The 19,640-nt window shown below is 68.6% G+C and carries 15 protein-coding genes; 6 read left to right on the top strand and 9 right to left on the bottom strand.

All coding sequences use genetic code 11. The features are described 5' to 3' along the window. Positions 1-1,073: hybrid sensor histidine kinase/response regulator (locus tag E3O39_RS00665; protein WP_134447212.1), on the top strand; the 1,073-nt coding region annotated here is incomplete at its 5' end. Positions 1,074-1,110: 37 nt separating this feature from the next. Here the strand turns inward: E3O39_RS00665 and E3O39_RS00660 are convergent. The 7 genes from E3O39_RS00660 to E3O39_RS00630 form a co-directional block, all read right to left on the bottom strand. Further along, complete coding sequence (locus tag E3O39_RS00660; RefSeq protein ID WP_174774823.1) at positions 1,111-2,430, bottom strand: RNA polymerase sigma factor; 1,320 nt, start codon at positions 2,428-2,430, stop codon at positions 1,111-1,113. Next, complete coding sequence (locus E3O39_RS00655) at positions 2,427-2,804, bottom strand: YciI family protein (RefSeq protein WP_134447210.1); 378 nt, start codon at positions 2,802-2,804, stop codon at positions 2,427-2,429. Before E3O39_RS00655 ends, E3O39_RS00660 begins: the two co-directional genes overlap by 4 nt. A 67-nt stretch (positions 2,805-2,871) precedes the next feature. After that, positions 2,872-3,609, bottom strand: a complete 738-nt coding sequence (locus E3O39_RS00650) for a PIG-L deacetylase family protein (protein ID WP_134447209.1) — start codon at positions 3,607-3,609, stop codon at positions 2,872-2,874. Continuing rightward, a complete protein-coding gene (locus tag E3O39_RS00645) occupies positions 3,606-4,853 on the bottom strand; it encodes a glycosyltransferase (RefSeq protein WP_241975308.1) in 1,248 nt (415 codons plus the stop codon). The genes E3O39_RS00650 and E3O39_RS00645 overlap by 4 nt, the downstream gene beginning before the upstream one ends. 55 nt (positions 4,854-4,908) lie before the next feature. Then, entirely contained in the window at positions 4,909-6,138 is a 1,230-nt protein-coding gene (locus tag E3O39_RS00640) for a multidrug effflux MFS transporter (protein ID WP_134447207.1), read from the bottom strand. Then, entirely contained in the window at positions 6,135-6,959 is an 825-nt protein-coding gene (locus tag E3O39_RS00635) for an aldo/keto reductase (RefSeq protein ID WP_134447205.1), read from the bottom strand. Before E3O39_RS00635 ends, E3O39_RS00640 begins: the two co-directional genes overlap by 4 nt. A gap of 76 nt (positions 6,960-7,035) precedes the next feature. Next, positions 7,036-7,626 (bottom strand): TetR/AcrR family transcriptional regulator, encoded by a 591-nt coding sequence (locus tag E3O39_RS00630; RefSeq protein WP_134447203.1) that lies wholly within the window; start codon positions 7,624-7,626, stop codon positions 7,036-7,038. 169 nt (positions 7,627-7,795) lie between these two features. Between E3O39_RS00630 and E3O39_RS00625 the strand changes: the two genes are divergently transcribed. The 4 genes from E3O39_RS00625 (at position 7,796) to E3O39_RS00610 (ending at position 12,801) form a co-directional block, all read left to right on the top strand. Further along, positions 7,796-9,049: an aminotransferase class III-fold pyridoxal phosphate-dependent enzyme gene (locus tag E3O39_RS00625; RefSeq protein ID WP_174774822.1), complete on the top strand. Its 1,254-nt coding sequence runs from the start codon at positions 7,796-7,798 to the stop codon at positions 9,047-9,049. Positions 9,050-9,177: 128 nt separating this feature from the next. Further along, positions 9,178-10,806 carry an ABC transporter substrate-binding protein gene (locus tag E3O39_RS00620; protein ID WP_134447201.1) on the top strand — a complete coding sequence of 543 codons (1,629 nt, stop codon included), beginning with the start codon at positions 9,178-9,180 and terminating at the stop codon, positions 10,804-10,806. 109 nt (positions 10,807-10,915) lie between these two features. Continuing rightward, positions 10,916-11,929 carry an ABC transporter permease gene (locus E3O39_RS00615; protein ID WP_134447199.1) on the top strand — a complete coding sequence of 338 codons (1,014 nt, stop codon included), beginning with the start codon at positions 10,916-10,918 and terminating at the stop codon, positions 11,927-11,929. Beyond that, positions 11,926-12,801, top strand: a complete 876-nt coding sequence (locus E3O39_RS00610; protein ID WP_134447197.1) for an ABC transporter permease — start codon at positions 11,926-11,928, stop codon at positions 12,799-12,801. Before E3O39_RS00615 ends, E3O39_RS00610 begins: the two co-directional genes overlap by 4 nt. 70 nt (positions 12,802-12,871) lie before the next feature. Here E3O39_RS00610 and E3O39_RS00605 read toward each other — a convergent pair whose 3' ends face one another. Beyond that, positions 12,872-14,563, bottom strand: a complete 1,692-nt coding sequence (locus E3O39_RS00605; protein WP_134447195.1) for an ABC transporter ATP-binding protein — start codon at positions 14,561-14,563, stop codon at positions 12,872-12,874. Positions 14,564-14,766: 203 nt separating this feature from the next. Here E3O39_RS00605 and E3O39_RS00600 point away from each other — a divergent pair, with 203 nt between their 5' ends. Continuing rightward, a complete protein-coding gene (locus E3O39_RS00600; protein ID WP_134447193.1) occupies positions 14,767-16,944 on the top strand; it encodes a glutamine synthetase III in 2,178 nt (725 codons plus the stop codon). 72 nt (positions 16,945-17,016) lie between these two features. Here E3O39_RS00600 and E3O39_RS00595 read toward each other — a convergent pair whose 3' ends face one another. Continuing rightward, on the bottom strand, positions 17,017-19,554 hold the full coding sequence (locus E3O39_RS00595; RefSeq protein ID WP_134447191.1) for an FAD-dependent oxidoreductase: 2,538 nt from the start codon (positions 19,552-19,554) through the stop codon (positions 17,017-17,019). Between the last annotated feature and the right edge of the window lie 86 nt (positions 19,555-19,640).

The following is a 19,640-nucleotide window of genomic DNA, read 5'->3' as shown; positions in this document are numbered from 1 at the left end:
TGGCGATCAGTCAGGCCCTGGTCGAGATCATGGGGGGCCGGATCGAGGTGACGAGTACCGTCGGGGTCGGCTCCACCTTCGCATTCACCATCGCCTGGCCGCTCGCCGCTCGCCCGGAGCGGCGAGCGGCGACCGGCGTCGACTGGCTGAGCAGCGGTCGCCCCGAGCGCCGACGCCGGGATGACGCCGCGACCCACGAGAGTGCCGGGCGGGAACGCCCGGGGTCCGGGCCGGCAGACCCGTCCACTCTGCCCGGTCGATCCTCGCCGATTCCCCCCACCCCGGGGCTGCGCATCCTGCTCGCCGAGGACAACGTCATCAACCAGAAGGTCGCTCAGTTGATGCTCGCGCGCGGCGGCCACCGCGTCGACACCGTGAGCGACGGGCTCGAGGCCGTGCAGGCCGTCGGAGCCGTCGCGTACGACGTCGTGCTGATGGACGTGCACATGCCCGTCATGGACGGCCTCGAGGCCGCGCGCCGGATCCGGGGTCTCGGTGACAGCATCCGCCAGCCCGTGATCATCGCTCTCACCGCGAGTGCGACCACGGAGGCGAGGCAGGCGTGCCTCGAGGCGGGCATGGACCTCTACCTCACCAAGCCGATCCGGCCGGCCGAACTCGCGGAGACGCTGGCAACGGTGACGGGGGCGGGAACCGTTCTCGGCGACTGCCCGGATGCAGCCCCCATCGCTTCCCGTCCTGACGATGCCGTGATCGACTACGAAGTCCTCGGCTATCTCGACGACGTCGGCGCGGAAACCAAGGGCTGGCTGCTCCGGAGCTTCGCCGGCCAGGGCGAGAGCAGGCTGCGCGCGATCAGCGCCGGGATCGAAGCCCTCGACCACGAGCACGTGGTGGAGCTGGCGCACCGCCTCCGCGGGAGCAGCGCGACGGTCGGCGCGAGCGCCCTCGCCGCCGTCTGCGCCGAGATCGAGGTGGCGGCGACGCGGCAGGAGCCGATCACCGCGGGGCAGGTCGCCCGGCTCGGCACGGCGATGGACCGCACGCTCTCGGCCCTTGAACCGTTCATGCACCCCGTCCGTGAGCCAGAGCCCGAGCCGGAATCGGCCTGAGCCGAGCCGTCAGCCCGTGCCGATCAGCCCCTGCCGATCAGGCCGCGCCGATCAGCGCGCACTGCTCCTGCAGGCGCGAACGGATGCCGGCGTCGGCGCACAGCGCGATCGCCCGTTGGTAGGCGACCCGGGCATCCCTCACCCGGCCGGCCTGGGCGAGCAGGTGTGCGCGGGTCGCCCAGGCCGGTTGGAAACGATCGGCGCCCGGCAGCACGGCGACGGAATCGAGAGCGGCCAGTCCGGCCGCTGATCCCTCGACCGCGCCGACGGTCGCCGCGAGCGCCACCCGGGCGCCGAGGGTGGGCGCGATCCGCACGAGCGCGCCGTAGAGGGCCAGAAGCGCCGGCCGGTCGGTCTCGCCCGAGCGAGCCCGGTCGCAGTGCACCGACTCGATGGCCGCCTCCACCTGGAATCGTCCGATCCGGTCGAAACCGTGGGCCCGCCGGAGCAGCATTTCCCCCTGCCGGATCAGCTCGCGATCCCACCTGGCCGGATCCTGGTCGTCGAGGGCGATCGTTGATCCGTCCGGTGCGGCGCGTGCCGGTGCCCGGGACAGCGAGAACGACAGCAGCGCGGCAAGGCCGAGCACCTCGGGCTCGCGCGGAAGCAGGGCCGCGAGCACGGTCGCGAGGTACAGCGACTCCGCCGCAAGCGACTCACGCACACTCGGCCCGGCTACACCCTGCCAGTCGATCGCATAGGCGCCGTAGATCGCCTCGAGCACCGCGGAGAGCCGCCCGGAGAGTTCGCTCAGCCCCGGCACGGTGAAGGGGATCCGCGCGTCCCGAATCCGCCGCTTCGCGCGCACGAGGCGCTGCGCCATCGTGGATTCGGGCAGCGAGAAGGCCACCGCGATCCGGGCCGCGTCGAAACCGAGCACCGTCTGCAGCATCAGGGGCGTGCGAATACCGGGATCAATCGCCGGGTGCGCGCAGACGAAAAGCAGTTCGAGGCGCTTGTCGGGGATCTCATCGGGGTCGACGTCGTCGAGCGAGAGCGGTGCGGGCGGATCGAGCGACCCAGAGAGTCCGAACAGCACGGTCGGGTCGAGCGGCACGGTCCGGCGCACGGCGGTGGACTTCCAGCGGTCGCGGAGACGATTGCGCGCCACCGTGAGCAGCCACCCCTCGGGGTTGCCGGGAATGCCGGCCGCCGGCCACCGGGTCAGCGCCTCGAGGAAGGCATCCGCGAGGGCATCTTCGGCGGTCGGGATGTCGCCGCCCGGCGCCGCGAGCAGCGCGAGCAGCCGGCCGTAGGACTCCCGGGCGACGGATTCCGCCCGCGCCCTGGCCGTGTCCCTGGCTGCGTCCGTGGCTGCGCCCGCGGCGGCTGCGTCGTGCGGGCCCGCTGCGGTCATTCCTGGCCGCGCCATGCTCCGTCCCGGAAGATGATTGCCGACGGACGGATCTCGACAGCCCCGTACTGGGCGGCGGGGCACTGTTCGGCCCATGCGATTGCCGCATCGAGGTCTGGCACCTCGATCACGAAGGTGCCGTTGAGGCGCTCCTTGGTGTCCGCGAACGGGCCGTCCTGCACCCGGAGCGCGCTGTCGCGCACGGTGACGGTCGTCGACGCGGACACGGGCTGCAGGATGTCGGCCGAGATGAGTACCCCTGCGGCGTCGAGCGACTTCCCATAGGCATCGAAGGCCGCGCGTCCCCATTCCATCATCTCGTCGCTGATGTTGGCGTCTTCGGCTTCCTTACTGATCACGAGCAATGAGTAACGCATCAGACTTCCCTTCGTCGTTGTGATACTGACACCACAATGACGAGCGAGCACGCCCCGAATCGACATCTCAGCGGGCGCGCAACCCGATCGACGTCGTGATCGCCTCATGCTGGCCACCGGAATGCACAAGATGCAGGCCGTCGCCGGTGACCGTGAGCTGGCTCCGGTAGCAGCGCAGGGCGGCCGTCGTCACGGCGCGACGGGCCTCGAGGTCGAGCCATTCGGCATCCGCTGCCGGTTCGAGCACGATCTCGGCGAAGGGGGTCTGCCCGGCGAGGCATGCCGCACGGGCCGCCTCGTGCATGCGCACGTGGTCGGGGTGGCCGTAACCGCCGCCGTGGTCGTAGCTGATCACGAGGGCGGGCCGCACGTGCCCGATGAGCGCCACGACATCGGCCGTGACCTCGTCGAGGGGAGCGACATAGAGGGCATCGGCGTCGGCGTCCGCGGCCGGACCGGCGAGTCCCTCCCGGATCCAGCTCATGCCCGAGTCACGGTAGCGGCGCGGCGGCCGTCCTTCGGCGCGCGCGGGAGCCTGGCCGAGCCAGAACCGGTCGGCGATCCCGAGGACCTGGGTGGCTCTGTTCAGCTCGTCTTCGCGAACGCGTGCGAGCGCCGCGGTGCCCTCGAGCCCGGACAGCGGCCCGGCGACGACTTCGCCGCGCTCGCCACGGGAGGCGGTCAGGAGCGACACCCGGGTGCCGCGCGCGACGAGTTCTGCTGCGAGGGCTCCGGTGGTGAGGGTTTCGTCGTCGGGGTGCGCGTGCACGAGCAGGACGACCGGGAGGCCGTCGAGGATGCTCACGCGATCCGCAGCCCGCGTCGGTCGTCGTACTCGTCCGCGGAGCACGGCTCGAGCAAGCCCCGGTACACGTCCAGAAGACCCCGCGCGCTGCGCGGCCAGTCGAGGCGTTCGGCGCGGGCGCGGGCGTCGACGGACAGCCGGCGGGCGAGGTCGGGATCGCCGAGCAGGGTCGTGATCGCCGCGCCCCAGGCCTGCGGGTCGCGGGAGCCGAGCACGATCCCGGTGTCGCCGTCGAGCACGGCTTCGCGGAGGCCCCCTGACGCGGAGGCGACGACGGGCACTCCGCTCGCTGCCGCCTCGAGGGCGACCAGACCGAAAGTCTCCGAGTGGGAGGGGATCAACACGACCCTGGCGTCGCGGAACAGCGCCGCGAGATCGGCGCGGGTCTGCGGGCCGAGGAATCGTACGGTGTCGGCGATCCCGTTCCGTTCGGCGAGGTCACGGAGGCCATCGATATAGCCGTCGAAGTCGCCGGAGGCGTCGCCCGCGATGATGAGCTCCGGCCGGAGTGCCGCAGGGACCGCCGCTATCGCCTCGACCGCGAGGTCGAGTCCCTTGAGCGGCTGCAGGCGGGCGGCGACGATCGCGTAGCCGGGGTCCTGCTCGGCAGTGCGGATGCCCGGCGCCGGGTGGAAGAGCTCGGCGTCGACCCCGGGGGAGACGACGAAGATCCGCTCGGGCGAGCCGCCGAGCCTGGTCACGATCGTGTCGGCCTCGGCGTTGCTGATCGCGACGAGGGCGTCGGATTCGCGGGCGAGCCAGGCTTCGCCGCGCATCCGCCCCGGTGACTCCGGCCGTTCGCCGGCCGAGAGCGGCGTCGAGGGGTCTGCGGCGATGCTGTGGAAGCTCTGCACGTGCGGGATGCCGCGGCCCTGGGCGAGCGGGAGCGCGGCCATGCCGGAGAACCAGTGGTGCGAGTGGATCACGTCGTAGTCGCCGAGGGCGGCCAGGCCGACCCGGAATTCGTCGATGACCGCCTCGTGCGCCCCCTTGCTGATGGGTTTCGCCGGCCCGGCCTGAAGGAAGCGGAGGGTGAGGCGCGGTGCGAGGACGACGGCGTCGGGAAGTGTGGCCGAGGACCGGCGGGTCACGATGTCGACGGTGTGGCCGGCAGCGGCCATGGCCTCCGCCTGCTGGCGCACCACGACGTTCATGCCGCCGGCGTCCCCGGATCCAGGCTCGTCACCCGGCGAGGTGTGCAGGGAGACGAGGGCGATGCGGAGGCGGGAGGCTGCGGGGGACACCCGTGAATCTTAACGCAGTCGCCTGAACCCGCCCTGCCGAACTCCGTTGAATGGGTCAGCGGGCGAGGGCCGGCACAGATCGCGGCCGCACGAGCCACCACAGGGCCGCGCTCGCGAAGCCGGCGCAGGCGAGCATGACCGCTCCCATTCCGAGTGCGTCACCGGTGATGAACACCCCGACCAGCGGAGTGACGATTCCCGCGACGGTGAAGTTCATCGCGCCGAGCAGCGACGCCGCGAGTCCGGACTCCGCCCCGTGGGGTGCGAGGGCGAGGCCCTGCACGCAGGGAATGCAGACCCCCACGGCCATGATCGAGAACCAGAGCGGGATGACGACGAGCGGAAGCCCCCAGCCCCAGACGGCTGCGGTGCAGATCACCAGGGCGGACACCACGAGCACGGTCGTGCTGAGGGCCAGTAGCCACTGCGGGGCCAGCCTGCCGGCAAGGCGCGCCCCGAGCTGGGTGCCGAGCACGAAGCCGAGGGCGTTCACCGAGAACAACAGCCCGTACTGCGCGACCGAGAACGCGTAGACGCCCTGGAACAGAAACGGTGAACCGGCGAGGTAGGCGAACTCGCCTCCCCAGACGAAACCGCCGACCAGGGCGAGTCCGAGGTAGCGGCGGTCCCGGAGCAGCCTGCCCATCCGACCCGGCAGCGCACGGATGCCCGACTGGATCCGGTTCTCGATCGGCAGGGTTTCCCGGATGCCGATCACCGAAGCGAGGGCGATCACCGCACCGTATGCGGCGAGCACCACAAAAATGCCCCGCCAGTCGATCCACTGCAGCAACTGCGAACCCAGGATCGGCGCGACGATCGGGGCGAGCCCGTTGACCATGCCGAGCCGGGACAGCATCCTGAGCATCGGGATTCCGGAGAAGAGGTCACGCACGAGCGCGAGCGACACGACGCCGCCGGCCGCCGCCGCCGCACCCATCAGGAACCGGAAGGCCGTCAGCGCCTCGACGTTCGGGGCGAACGCGCAGGCAAGAGACGCGAGGACGTGGACGAGGGTCGCGACGATGAGCGGCCGGCGCCGACCGATGACGTCGCTCCAGGGGCCGACAACGAGCTGGCCGACGGCGAGGCCGATGGTCGTGGCCGCGAGGGTGATCTGCACGGCCGACTCGGAGGTGTGCAGTGCCGCCGCGACCGCGGGGAAGGCGGGCAGGTACAGGTCGATCGTGAACGGCCCGAGCGCGGTCAGGGCGCCGAGGATGAACACGTACCGCAGGCGGTGACCCCGGCTGAGCAGTTCGCCCGGGTGCGCGGACGCGGTCATGCCCACTCGTAGTACGACTCGTCGACGCGACGGCCGACCGAGAGAGAGTCGATGGTCGCCATGTCTTCTGCGTCGAGTTCGAAGCTGAGGATGTCGATGTTCTCCCTGATCCGGCTGGCGGACGCCGACTTGGGCAGGGGAACGGTACCGAGCTGCAGGTGCCAGCGCAGGATCGCCTGCGCCTCCGTGACCCCGTGCGCCCGCGCGATCGAGGCGATCTCGGATGTGCCGAGGGCGAGGCCGCGGCCGAGCGGCGACCAGGCCTGGGTCACGATGCCTCGCTCGGCGTGGAAGGCGCGCAGCTCCGGCTGTGAGTGCAGGGGGTGCAGTTCGATCTGGTTCACGCTCGGGACCGTCCCGCCGAGCGCGATCACCTCCTCGACCTGCTCCCGCGAGAAGTTGGAGACGCCGATCGACCGCGCGGCACCGGAGCGGTTGACGTCTTCGAGGCCGTCCCAGGCCCGCAGGTGCGTTCCGGCGGAGGACACCGGCCAGTGCACCAGGTACAGGTCGACGTAGTCGAGTCCGAGGCGATCGAGGCTGTTCCTGGCTTCCTCGCCCGCGGTCAGGTGGTGCGTGTTCCAGAGTTTCGTCGTGACGAAGAGCTCCCCGCGGGGAATACCGCTCCGGCGGATGCCGATACCGACGCCGCGCTCGTTGAGATAGACGGCGGCCGTGTCGATCGAGCGGTACCCGGCGGCGATGGCCGCTTCGACCGCACGAGCGGTCGCCTCGTCGTCCATCGCGAAGACGCCGAAACCGAGTTGCGGGGTCGTCGCCCCGGTATTGAGAGTGATCCTGGGGGGTCGGGTCGGCGGCATGGGGCGCTCCGTTCGGTCGCATTATTATCGGACGAGCGTCCAATATAAAGCGAGCCTAGCGTCTTGCCGCGTGGGCTCAGGCCCGGATGCGGGCAATCAGGTCGTCGGCGAGCTGCTTCTGAAGCTCCGGAGTCATCAGGTCGGGGAACAGTACCGACTGCAGCGAGATCCCGTCGATGAACACCAGGATCTGGTCGACGAGCAGTCCGAGATTCGTGTCGACGGCCAGGTGCCCGCCCGCCGCGGTCGACGTCAGCACCCCGAGCCACCAGTCCCGAGCGACCTGCGCGGACTCCTGCCGGACCAGCTTGAGGCGGGGATCGTTGAGTGCCCTGCCGATGTAGCTGATGTCGATGACGGCCTCGATCCGCCGGTTCTCGTCCATCGGCAGCGTCTCATACAGCGTGGCCCTGAGTGCCTCGATCCCGGTTGACCGGCCGATCTTCTCCTCGACGCGGCGGAAGACCCGGTCATAGGCCAGGCGGTGGGCCTGAACGAGGATGTCGTCCTTGTCTGCGAAATAGTGGGCGAGCACGCCGCTCGAAACGCCGGCTTCCTTCGCGATCTGGCGCACCGTGGCCGCGTCAAGTCCGCGGGTCGCGATCACCCGCCAGGTGGCCTCGAGCACCTCAGCGCGCCGTTCCTCGTGGTCGACAATCTTCGGCATGTGTTGTGTCTCTTCCTCGTTCGCCCCAGTCGACTGCGGGAACCCATCGGCGAGTCCCCGGTTTTTGGACGCATGAGTTAATTTACTCGCTTGTAACAGGGCAGAAACTTATTTCGGACGCGTGTCATAAAAACTGTGAGGACAGCACAGACGAGGAAGTGAGCCAGGGATGACCATCACAGCACCACAACAGATCGAACTGCCCCTTGACGCCGCCCTGCGAGCCCGCGCGGGGAAGGTCATCCCAAGCGGGATGTACGGGCACATGAACGTGACCCTGATGCCGTCGGGGTTCCCCCAGTTCTATGCGGAGGGCAAGGGCAACCGCCTCTGGGACGTCGACGGAAACGAATATCTCGACTTCATGTGTTCCTTCGGCCCGATGATCTCCGGCTACGCGAACCCGGTCGTCGACGCGGCAGCGCTGGCCCAGCAGAAGCGCGGCGACGCCCTCGGTGGCCCGACCGCACGCATGGTCGAGCTCGCCGAACTGATGGTCGACACCGTCGCACACGCCGACTGGGCCATGTTCGCCAAGAACGGCACCGACGCCACGAGTCTCGCGGTCACGATCGCCCGGGCGGCGACGGGTCGGAAGAAGCTGCTCAAGGGCGGCACGGCCTACCACGGCGCGAATGCCTGGTTCAATCCGAACCCGCTCGGCAGCACGCCGGAGGACCGCGCAAACATCATCGACTTCGAGTTCAACGACCTCGCCTCGCTCGAGGCTGCCGCAGCCGAAGCCGGCGGTGATGCCGCGGCGATCATCCTCTCTCCATTCCGGCACGACGCCCCCGGCTCCACAGACCAGTACATCGTCGACCCGGCCTTCGCCAGGGGAGTGCGGGCGCTGGCCGACCGGATCGGCGCCGTGCTGATCATGGACGAGGTCCGTACCGGCTTCCGACTGCACACCGGCGGCGCGTGGGAACCGCTCGGCATCGATCCAGACCTCACCGCCTTCAGCAAGGCAATGGCGAACGGCTACGCGATTTCGTCGGTCGTCGGCATCGACTCCCTCCGGCAGTCGGCCGCCGACATCTTCGCGACCGGATCGTTCTGGTACGCGGGTGCAGCGATGGCGGCCGCGATCGCCAACATCGGCCTGCTCAAGGCGACCGACACCCCCGCCCAGATGAACCGGGTCGGCCAGCTCCTGCGCGACGGACTTCAGAGCCAGGCCGCCGCGCACGGCTTCACGGTCTTCCAGAGCGGGCCGCCCGTGATGCCGTTCCTGCGCTTCGAGGACGACGAAAGCCTCGCGACAGCCGCGGCCTTCACCGACGCGGCGGTCCGGCGCGGCGTGCTGCTGCACCCCGCGCACAACTGGTTCCTCTCCACCGCGCACACCGAAACGGATGTCGCGTGGGCGCTCGAGCGCACCGACGACGCGTTCGCCGAGACGCGCGCCCTGTTCGGCTGACCCGTTCGACTGACCCGTTCAGCTGCCACCATCGCCACCCTTCCACCATCAGCACCCAGGCTCCGACGCTGCAGCCACCTTGAGAACCGGCGGGACGGCCGGGTCCGCAACCAACAGAGGAGACTCACGTGCACACGAAACAACGCTCCACCCGCTTCAAATGGCGCTCCCTCGTCGCGATGGCCGCGACCGCAACCCTGCTGCTGACCGGCTGCAGCGTCGGAGCGGCCACGACGGCTGTCGCGAAACACGATCTCGTGATCGCGAGGGCGATGGACCTGACGACCCTCGACCCCGACCGCGGCTACTGCGACACCTGCCAGATCGTCTTCACGGCACTCTACGACCGGCTCGTGATCGTGAGTCCAGAGGACTCGAAGACCCTTCAGCCCGGGCTGGCCTCGACCTTCACCGCGAACGCCGACAACACCCAGTTCACCTTCGGACTCGACCCAGCGGCGACCTTCTCGGACGCCTCGCCCGTCGAGCCGAAGGACGTCAAGTGGAGCCTGGAGCGCCTCGCCAACATCAAGGGCAGCGCCTCCTACCTGCTCGCGGGCATGTCCTCGATCGACACCCCCGACGCGAAGACCGTGGTAGTCAACTTCGCGGCGCCGAACTCCGCGTTCCTCGCGATCGTCGCGGCGTCGTACCTGGGCATCGTGAACAGTGACGTCGCCAGCGAGCACGGTGCATCCGCCGCGGCCGACGCGTCGACTGCGGACACCGCAGAAGACTGGTTCCTCTCCAACTCCGCGGGAAGCGGCCCGTACATCCTCGACAGCTACACGGCCAACAGTGCCGTGAAGCTCACGGCGAACCCGAACTACTGGCGCACCAAGCCGACCTTCGACACCGTGACGCTCAAGGAGGTCACCGACTCGAGCTCGCAGCTCCAGCAACTTCAGCAAGGTGACGTCGACATTGCCATGCAGATCAGCCCAGACGCCCTGGACCAGCTCAAGAACACCCCGACGGTCACGACGGCGGCCGTCGATTCGTTCAACTACACATACATCGCCCTGATGCCAGGTGCAGAGGGCGGGGCTCCCCTCGCCGATGTCCGGGTGCGGGAGGCGATCAAGGACGCCATCGACTACGACAACATCGTCAAGACCCTCGTCGCAGGCTACGGGAAGCTGCAGGGCTCTCCGATCCCGAACGGCTTCGAGGGCAGTGAGAAGGTCGCCCTGCCGAGCTACGACGTCACGAAGGCGAAGGCGCTGCTCGCAGAGGCCGGCTACCCGGACGGCTTCACGATCAGCTCGACGTACCCGAAGATCGTTGCATACGGCGTCGACCTCGACCTGCAGATGCAGGCCATCCAGCAGAACCTCGCTTCGGTCGGCATCACGCTCGAACTGACGCCGGTCGACTTCAGCCAGTGGGCCGACGTCATCGGCGGCAAAGGAACCCCGATCACGGCCGTGTACTTCGCCCCTGACCACACGGACTCGAGCCAGTACGTGCAGTACTTCGGCCTGATCCCGAACGGCGGATACGTCGCCAACTTCGCCTCTCTGGCCGGCAAGACGGTCAACCACGCCGAGGTCGACGGGCTCACGACTGCGCTCGCCCAGACCGGAGCGGAGCGCACGGCGAGCTACCAGGCGCTCGCCCAACTGATGGCCGACGACGTCAATATCCTGCCGATCGTCAATCCGCAGTTGATCATGGCCCACGCGAGCGACATCACGGGGGTGACGTACAGCCCGTGCTGCAACGTCGACCTCGGGGCGCTCGGGCTCACGAAGTAAGCCACTGCCCAGCGACAGTGCGGGGCGCGGACCCGGTCCACGCCCCGCACTGTCGCCCTGTACCGTCGCCCCGCACTGTACCGTCGCCCCGCACTTTACGGAGTTCCAGATGCTTCGCTTCATCCTCAAACGGATCGCCATCCTGCCGCTGCTCCTGCTCGGCATCGTGACGATCGCTTTCGTGATCTCGCGGCTGTTGCCGGCGAATCCGATCGCCTCGCTCGTCGGCGAACGCAACCTCAACAATCCCGAGATCGTCGCCGCCGCCAAGGCGCGCTGGGGCCTCGACCAGGACCTCTTCACGCAGTACCTGACCTATCTCGGTCACCTTTTCCAGGGCGACCTCGGCACCTCCTTCAGCACCAAATCGAGCGTGACGAGCGACCTGCTCAGCCGTCTTCCGGCCACGATGGAGCTCACGATCGTCGCCCTCCTGATCGGCACACTCGGCGGCATCGCCCTCGGCGTGATATCGGCGAGCCGGAAGGACCGCTTCGCCGACCACCTGAGCCGGTTCTTCTCCCTGCTCGGATCGTCCCTCCCGGTCTTCTGGACCGGCCTCGTCTTCCTCTTCGTCTTCTACGCCCAGCTCGGCGTTCTCCCCGGCCCCGGCCGGCTTTCGGCCAGGATCGAACCTCCCGCGAACGTCACGGGCTTCTACACGGTGGACTCACTGCTCGCCGGCAATATTCCGCTCTTCCTCGACGCGGTCAGCCACCTGATCCTCCCGGCGTTCATCCTGGGCTGGGGGCTGGTCGGCACGATCAGCAGGCTGGTCCGCGCCTCGATGCTCGATGAGATGCACGCGGACTACGTGCGCACCGTGCGCGCGAAGGGCCTCAGTGACGGGTTCGTGATGCGGCATCATGTGCTGCGCAACTCGCTCACCCCGGTCGTCACCATCGTCGGCTTCGCGTTCGGCGCGCTGCTCACCGGTGCCGTGCTCGTGGAGCAGATCTTCTCCTGGAACGGGATCGGCTCGTACGCCGTCGGCGCCACCCGCACCCTCGACTACCCCGCCATCAACGGGGTCACCCTCGTCGGCGGTGCCATCTTCCTCCTGGCCAGCCTGGCCACCGACATCGTGTACGCCGTCGTCGACCCGAGAGTGAGGCTCGCATGACCGCGATCTCGTTGCCCAGCCTGGCCGGAAACGCCCGCGACCTGTGGAAGCGCGGGTCGGCATCCGCCTGGCTGCGCCCACCGATGATCTTCGGCTACGTCGTGCTCGCCTTCTGGATCGTCGCCGCCGTCGGCGTGCAGTGGATCGCGCCGTACGACCCGATCAAACAGGTGGGCGAACGGCTGCTCGCGCCCAGCGGGACGCACTGGTTCGGCACGGATGCGCTCGGTCGCGACGTTTTCAGCCGCACCCTCTACGGTGCCCGCTATTCGCTCCCGATCGCCGCGGTCGCGATCGTCGTCTCGGTGACGATCGGCAGCGTGCTCGGCGCCGTGGCCGGCTACTTCGGCGGCTGGGTGGATGCCGTGATCATGCGCATCGCGGACATGACGATGGCGTTCCCCGCGATCCTGCTCGCGATGGCGGTCGCCGCCTCGCTCGGCCCCGGCCTGAACAACGCGTTGATCGCGATCGTGATCGTCTGGTGGCCGATCTATGCCCGGCTGATGCGCGGTCAGGTGCTCTCGATCAAGCAGCGGGAGCACGTCGAATCGGCCGTGGCGATCGGGGCGAGCGGTCCGCGGATCCTGTTCCGGCACATCGTGCCGCAGTCGCTGACGCCGATCCTGGTCAACGCGACCATGGACCTCGGCCAGGTCATCCTGCTGGTCGCCTCGCTGAGTTTCCTCGGCCTCGGCGCCCTGCCGCCCACGCCGGAGTGGGGTGCGATGATCACCGACGGCGCCAAGAACTTCTATCAGCCGTGGATCGCCGCGGCCCCCGGGTTCGCGATGCTCACGATCGTGCTCGCGATCAACTTCATCGGCGACGGCCTGCGGGACGCCCTCGACGTGAAGGCCACCCGCCGCTGAGTCGCCGGCAGCACAACAGGAAGCGGCGCCCGGACTGTGTCCGGGCGCCGCTTCGTTGGTCCGGCGGGGGTCAGCTCGCGATGCGGGCGCCGGGGATCGCGGCGAGCAGCTCCCGCGTGTACGACTCCCGGGGCGAGTCGAAGATCTCCTCCGGGGTGCCGCTCTCCACGATGACGCCGTTCCGCATCACGTGCACGAAGTCGCTGATCTGCCGCACGACGGCGAGGTCGTGGCTGATGAACAGGTAGCTCAGGCCGAATTCATGCTGGAGTCGCATCAGCAGGTCGAGGATCTGCGCCTGCACGAGAACATCGAGGGCGGACACCGCCTCGTCGAGCACGATGAGTTCCGGCCGCAGCGCGAGCGCGCGTGCGATGGCGACGCGCTGGCGCTGGCCACCGGAGAGTTCGTGCGGGTAGCGGTCTGCGGTGTCTGCGGGGAGGGCGACCGCGTCGAGCAGTTCGAGCAGCCGGACAGCCCGGGATTCCTTCGTGCCCCAACCGTGGACGACGAGGGGTTCGACGATGGTCGCGCCGACAGTGAAGAGTGCGTCGAGCGAGGCGAACGGGTTCTGGAACACCGGCTGGACCCGGCGACGGAAGTCGAGGAGTTCCTTCTTCGTGAAGCCGCTCGTCTCGGCGCCTTCGAAGGTGATCGACCCGGAGGTCGGTGCGTCGAGCCCGAGCACGAGTCTCGTCGTCGTCGACTTACCCGAGCCGGACTCGCCGACGATCGCGACGGTGCTGCCGCGGGGGATGCTGAAGGTCGAGCCGGCGAGGGCGACGAACCGCTGCGGGCGCGACAGGAACCCGCTGCGCACGACGAACTCCTTGCGTACCTCGGAGAGCTCGATGATGTTATCGACATGGCCCGTTCCTGCGGCCTGATGCGTCGCGTACGGCGTCGCCGCCCGCGTCTCCCCGCGGCGCACGGCGAGGCTCGGCGCCGCCAGGAGCAGGCGCTTCGTGTATTCGTGCTGGGGATCCTCCAGGATCTGGCGTGCCGGGCCATGCTCGACGATGCTGCCACGGAACATGACGAGCACCTCGTCGGCACGCTCGGCCGCGAGGGCGAGGTCGTGCGTGATCATGAAGAGCGCTGTGCCCATCTCCTCCGTCAGTGCCGAGAGCTGGTCGAGGACCTGCCGCTGCACGGTGACGTCGAGGGCACTCGTCGGCTCATCAGCAATGAGGAGCTGTGGGCGGCAGGCGAGCCCGATCGCAATGAGCACGCGCTGACGCATGCCGCCGCTGAATTCGTGCGGGAACTGCCGGAAGCGGCGTTCGGGCTCGGGGATTCCGACCATCCTGAGCAGCTCGATCGCCCGGATGCGTGCGGCGGAAGGCGTTGCGCCATGCGCCTCGAGGGCCTCGGTGATCTGGTGGCCGATCCGGTAGACCGGGTCGAGGTTCGACATCGGGTCCTGCGGCACGAGGCCGATGCCGGCCCCGCGCACCCCGGTCATCTGCGCCTCGGAGGCGTGGGCGAGGTCGACGCCGTTGAAGAGGATTTTCCCGGAGGTGATGGTCGCGTTCGGGGCGAGCAGGCGGTTGATCGCCGCGGACATCGTCGACTTGCCCGAGCCCGACTCGCCGACGACGGCGAGCGTGGACCGTGCGGACAGCTCGAGGTTCGCATCGGAGACCGCGGTGAACACCCCCTGGGCGGTCCGGAAGGAGATGGACAGGTTCTGGATCGAGAGCAGCGGCCGCCCGATGGCGGTTTCCGGGGCTGCAGTCGCCGTGGCAGTTTTATCGGACATGCGTCCAACATAAACGCGCCGCATTTCGGCGAGTCAATGCAGTGTTTCGGACAGGTTTAATCTGGAAGAGAGGCCGGCGCGGGGTTCTGGTGACTGAAACCGTCATTCAGCGGAAACATCCTCGCCACGCGACCTCCCTAGATTTAGGCGCATCCGAATCCGCACCTAGTCGCGGAGCAGCATGCCGTAGCAAAGGGGTATTCATGAGTGGAAACAGCGCCCGCCGTCAAGCGATCAGGGATGTAAGGGCTTATGTTCCTCCGGCCCCGAGCTATACGGCGACTGAGACGCCGGGAGAGATCTTCGGCGAAAACGTCTTCAACAAGGTCGTCATGCAGAAGCGGTTGCCGAAATCCGTCTATAAGTCCGTGATGGCGACGATCGAAAACGGCGCCAGGCTCGATCCGCTCGTAGCGGATGCCGTCGCATCCGCGATGAAGGACTGGGCGCTCGAAAAGGGTGCGACCCATTACGCCCACGTCTTCTACCCGCTCACCGGGCTGACAGCGGAGAAGCACGACAGCTTCTTCGAGCCCGTCGGCGATGGCACGGCGCTCGCCGAATTCGCGGGCAAGACCCTCGTGCAGGGCGAGCCCGACGCATCGAGCTTCCCCAACGGCGGCCTGCGCAACACCTTCGAGGCTCGCGGGTACACCGGCTGGGACGTGACGAGCCCGGCATACGTGCTCGAGAACCCGAACGGCAACACCCTCTGCATCCCGACTGTCTTCGTCTCGATGACCGGCGAAGCGCTCGACCACAAGACCCCGCTGCTGCGCTCGCAGCAGGCGATGGGCGAACATGCCGAACGCATCCTGCGCCTCTTCGGGCACACCGATCCTGCCCGCGTCGTCTCGTTCTGCGGCCCCGAGCAGGAGTACTTCCTCGTCGACCGGCACTTCTTCCTCGCCCGCCCCGACCTGCTCAACTCCGGCCGTACCCTGTTCGGCGCCAAGCCGCCCAAGGGCCAGGAGTTCGACGACCACTACTTCGGCGCCATCCCCGAGCGAGTGCTCGGCTTCATGATGGACACCGAGCGGGAGCTCTTCAAGCTCGGGATCCCCGCGAAGACCCGGCACAACGAGGTCGCCCCCGGCCAGTTCGAGATCGCGCCGATGTTCGAGCGCGGAAACATCGCCGCCGACCACCAGCAGCTGCTCATGACGACTTTCAAGTCCGTCGCCAAGAAGCACGGGATGGCCTGCCTGTTCCACGAGAAGCCCTTCCAGGGCGTCAACGGCTCGGGCAAGCACGTCAACTTCTCGCTCGGCAACAACGAGCTCGGCAGCCTTCTCGTCCCGGGAGACAACCCGCACGACAACGCCCAGTTCCTGGTGTTCTGCGCCGCCGTCATCCGCGCGGTGCACAAGTACGCCGGACTTCTCCGCGCCTCGGTCGCCTCCGCGACCAACGACCACCGCCTCGGCGCCAACGAGGCCCCGCCGGCGATCATCTCGATCTTCCTCGGCGACCAGCTCGCCGACGTCTTCGAGCAGATCGCCCAGGGCCCGGCAACCTCGTCCAAGGACAAGGGCTCGATGGTGATCGGCGTCGACACGCTCCCGGTGCTGCCGACCGACCCGGGCGACCGCAACCGTACGAGCCCGTTCGCGTTCACCGGGAACCGGTTCGAGTTCCGTGCCCCCGGTTCGATGCAGACCGTCGCCGGCCCGATGGTGACGATCAACACGATCATGGCCGAGTCGCTCGACTACGCAGCGACCGAGCTCGAGGCCGCCGTCGCCGGTGGCACCGACTTCGACACCGCCGTGCAGAGCCTGCTCACCCAGATCATCACCGACCACGGCGCCGTCGTGTTCAACGGCGACGGGTACTCGGATGCCTGGCCGATCGAGGCGGAGAAGCGCGGGCTCGCAAACCTGCGCACGACCCTCGACGCGCTGCCCGAACTCATCACCGAGTCGGCAATGGACCTGTTCGACAAGTACAGGGTCTTCAACCACCGCGAGATGCACAGCCGTTATGAGATCGGCCTCGAACAGTACGCTCTCACCATCGGTGTCGAGGCGCGCCTCACGCTCGAGATGGGGGCGACGGTCATCCTCCCCGCCGCCGTGCGTCACCAGACCGAACTCGCGATCAACATCGGCGCCCTCACGGCCGCCGGCGTTGAACCCGACCACGCCGCACTGAGCGAGGTGTCCGCCCCGATCACCAAGCTCCGGTCCGCGCTCGCCGTGCTCCGGGACGCGCTGGCCGGCGGATCGGAAGAGACCGCACTCGGCGAGGCCGAGCACGCTCGCGACGCGCTGCTTCCGGCGATGTCCGCGGTCCGCGCCGCCGCAGATGCCCTCGAAGAGATCGTCGCGGACGACCTGTGGCCGCTCCCGACCTACCAGGAGATGCTCTTCATCCTGTAACCGCAGAGCACGTACGTCCTCCGCCCGGTCAGCCTGTTTCTGCTGGCCGGGCGGATGCGCGTTCTGACCCGATCAGATGAACAGCGTCGTCGTCGACTCGGCCGCCTCCCCGAGGAAGGTCGCGACGCCGCCGAGTTCGACGCCGTCCATCAGGTCGGTCGGAGCGATCCCGAGCAGGTCCATCGTCATCGTGCACGCGATCAGGCGCGCCCCGCCGGCCTGCGCGGACGTGATGAGATCGGGCAGCGACGAGACCGAGTTGTCCCGCATGACCTTCTTGATCAGTGCCGCACCGGCACCGAGCATATTCATCTGCGACAGCGGCATGCTGCCCGCGCTCGAGGGCATCATGGTGGCGAACATCTTGTCCATCAGTTTGCGCTCCCGCTTGGGCGGGTCCGTGCGGCGCAGGGAGTTGAGCCCCCAGAACGTGAAGAACATCGAGACCTCTTCGCCCATCGCGATCGCCCCGTTGGCGATGATGAAGGCGGCCAGCACCTTGTCGAGGTCGCCGGAGAACACCACGAAGGAGGTCTTGTTGGGTGTCGGCGAGCTCACGATGCCGACGGATGCCGCCGGCCGGCTCGCCAGAGCGGCCCCGCCCTTCCGCATGGTCGCGACGTAGCCAGGGCCCTCCGGCGAAATGGCGACGAGCTCGTGTCCGTTCCGCCTGGCCCAGGCGGGAGCGTCACTGGCGAACCCGGGGTCGGACACGTGCACGACAACCTCGTCGCCGGCATCCAGCGTCTTCATCTTCTCGGACAGCTTCATGATCGGGCCGGGGCAGGCGAGTCCGGAGCAGTCCAGGTCGACCTGCACGCCGGTGCCGTTGGCGAGCAGGGCGGCCTGCGCGGCGGCCTTCGTTGCAGCGGCCGTGAACTCGGCTGCTTCGGCGTAGGTGGTCATCGGCAGCGGGGGTTCGTCGCTTTCGGGCTCGACCTCGTGCCACGACCGGAAGGTGTCCGACCCGCCGGAGAGAGTGGCGACATCCGTGAACCCGCGTTGCACGAGCGCGCGGTAGGCGAGGTAACTGCGGAACCCGACAGCGCAGTACAGGCGCAGCGGCCCGGTGCGGTCCCAGAGCTCGCATTCGAGGCGGATGCTTCCGAGCGGCACGTTCTCGGCGCCCGGCAGGTGCCAGATCGAGAATTCCTCCGGGGTGCGCACGTCGATGAGCCGAGCCCCGGCAGTCGCTTCCGGGTAGTCCTGGGCGTACCAGAGGGTGAGGTCGCCGCGGAGCACGTTGCTCGCGACGAAGCCGGCCATGTTCACCGGGTCCTTCGCGGAACCGAACGGGGGAGCGTACGCGAGCTCGAGCTCCTCGAGGTCGTAGACGGTCTGGCCACCGCGGAGGGCGGTCGCGAGCACGTCGAGGCGCTTGTCGACGCCGTCGAAGCCGGCGGCCTGCGCGCCGAGGATGCGCCCGGTGTCGGGGGCGAAGAGGACCTTGAGCTGCATCATCGCGGTGCCGGGGTAGTAGCCGGCGTGGCCGGAGGGGTGCACGTGCACGGCCCGGTACGGGACCTCGGCGGCGAGGAGTTGCCGTTCGGTGGCGCCCGTTCCGCCGGCGACCATGTCGAAGATCTTCACGATCGAGGTGCCCTGGGTTGAGCGGTATTCGGTGTTGCGGCCGCAGATGTTCTCGGCGGCGACCCGGGCTTCGCGGTTCGCGGGTCCGGCGAGCGGGGCCAGCCAGCGCCCCGGCAGCACGGTGTGCGGCGTTTCGACGGAGTCGCCTGCTGCCCAGATGTGCGGGTCGGAGGTGCGCATGTGCGTGTCCACCGTGATCCCGCCGCGGGCGCCGAGCTCGAGCCCGGCCGCCTTCGCGAGCGTGGTGTTCGGGCGCACCCCGGCGGAGAGGATCACCAGGTCGGCCGCCAGGACGGTCGAGTCCGTGAGCTCGACGTTGAGACCGCCGTCGCGGCGGGCCGCGAATGCGGCGGCCGCAGTCGACAGGTGCAGGGTGATGCCGCGACTGCGGAGGTGGTGTTCGACGGGGACGGACATCTCGTGGTCGAGGGGCGGCAGGATCTGGTCGCTCATCTCGACGACGTCGACGAGGGCGCCGCGGTGCTTGAGGTTCTCGGCCATCTCGAGGCCGATGTAACCCGCGCCGATCACGACGGTGCGCACGGGTCCGCGGGCGCCCGTCGCGGCGAGGGCGATCGCGGCATCCAGTTGGGCCTTGATGGCGTCCATGTCGCCGATCCGGCGCAGCACGTGCACGCTGGGCAGGTCTATCCCCGGCAGGGGAGGACGGAGTGGTTCGGCGCCCGTGCAGAGCGCCAGTTCGTCATAAGGTTCCTCGTAGCTGCGGCCGCCGTCGACCTCGCGGACGGTGACGGTCTTCGCGGCACGGTCGATTCGCAGCACCTCGTGTCCGACCCGCACGTCGATGTCGAGGGATTCGCGCAGACTTTCCGGCGTTTGCAGGAGCAGGCGGCTGCGATCAGCAATCACTTCGCCCACATGGTATGGCAGACCGCAATTCGCAAACGAGACGTGATGACCGCGCTCGAGCACGACGATCTCAGCGAACTCGTCCAAACGGCGGGCGCGGGCGGCGACGGATGCGCCGGCTGCGACCCCGCCTACGACAACGATCTTCATGGGGTGCCTTTCGTCGGCCGGGACAGCGATTCGGCCAACCCGGCATATACCCCCGTGGGTAATTGGGGGACTGATTCTGACACTAC

The sequence above is a fragment of the Cryobacterium sp. MDB2-A-1 genome, assembly GCF_004402675.1.
GTDB lineage: Bacteria > Actinomycetota > Actinomycetes > Actinomycetales > Microbacteriaceae > Cryobacterium > Cryobacterium glucosi.
Note: the sequence above shows the minus strand (reverse complement) of the source record. Positions and strands in the feature narration are given on the sequence as shown.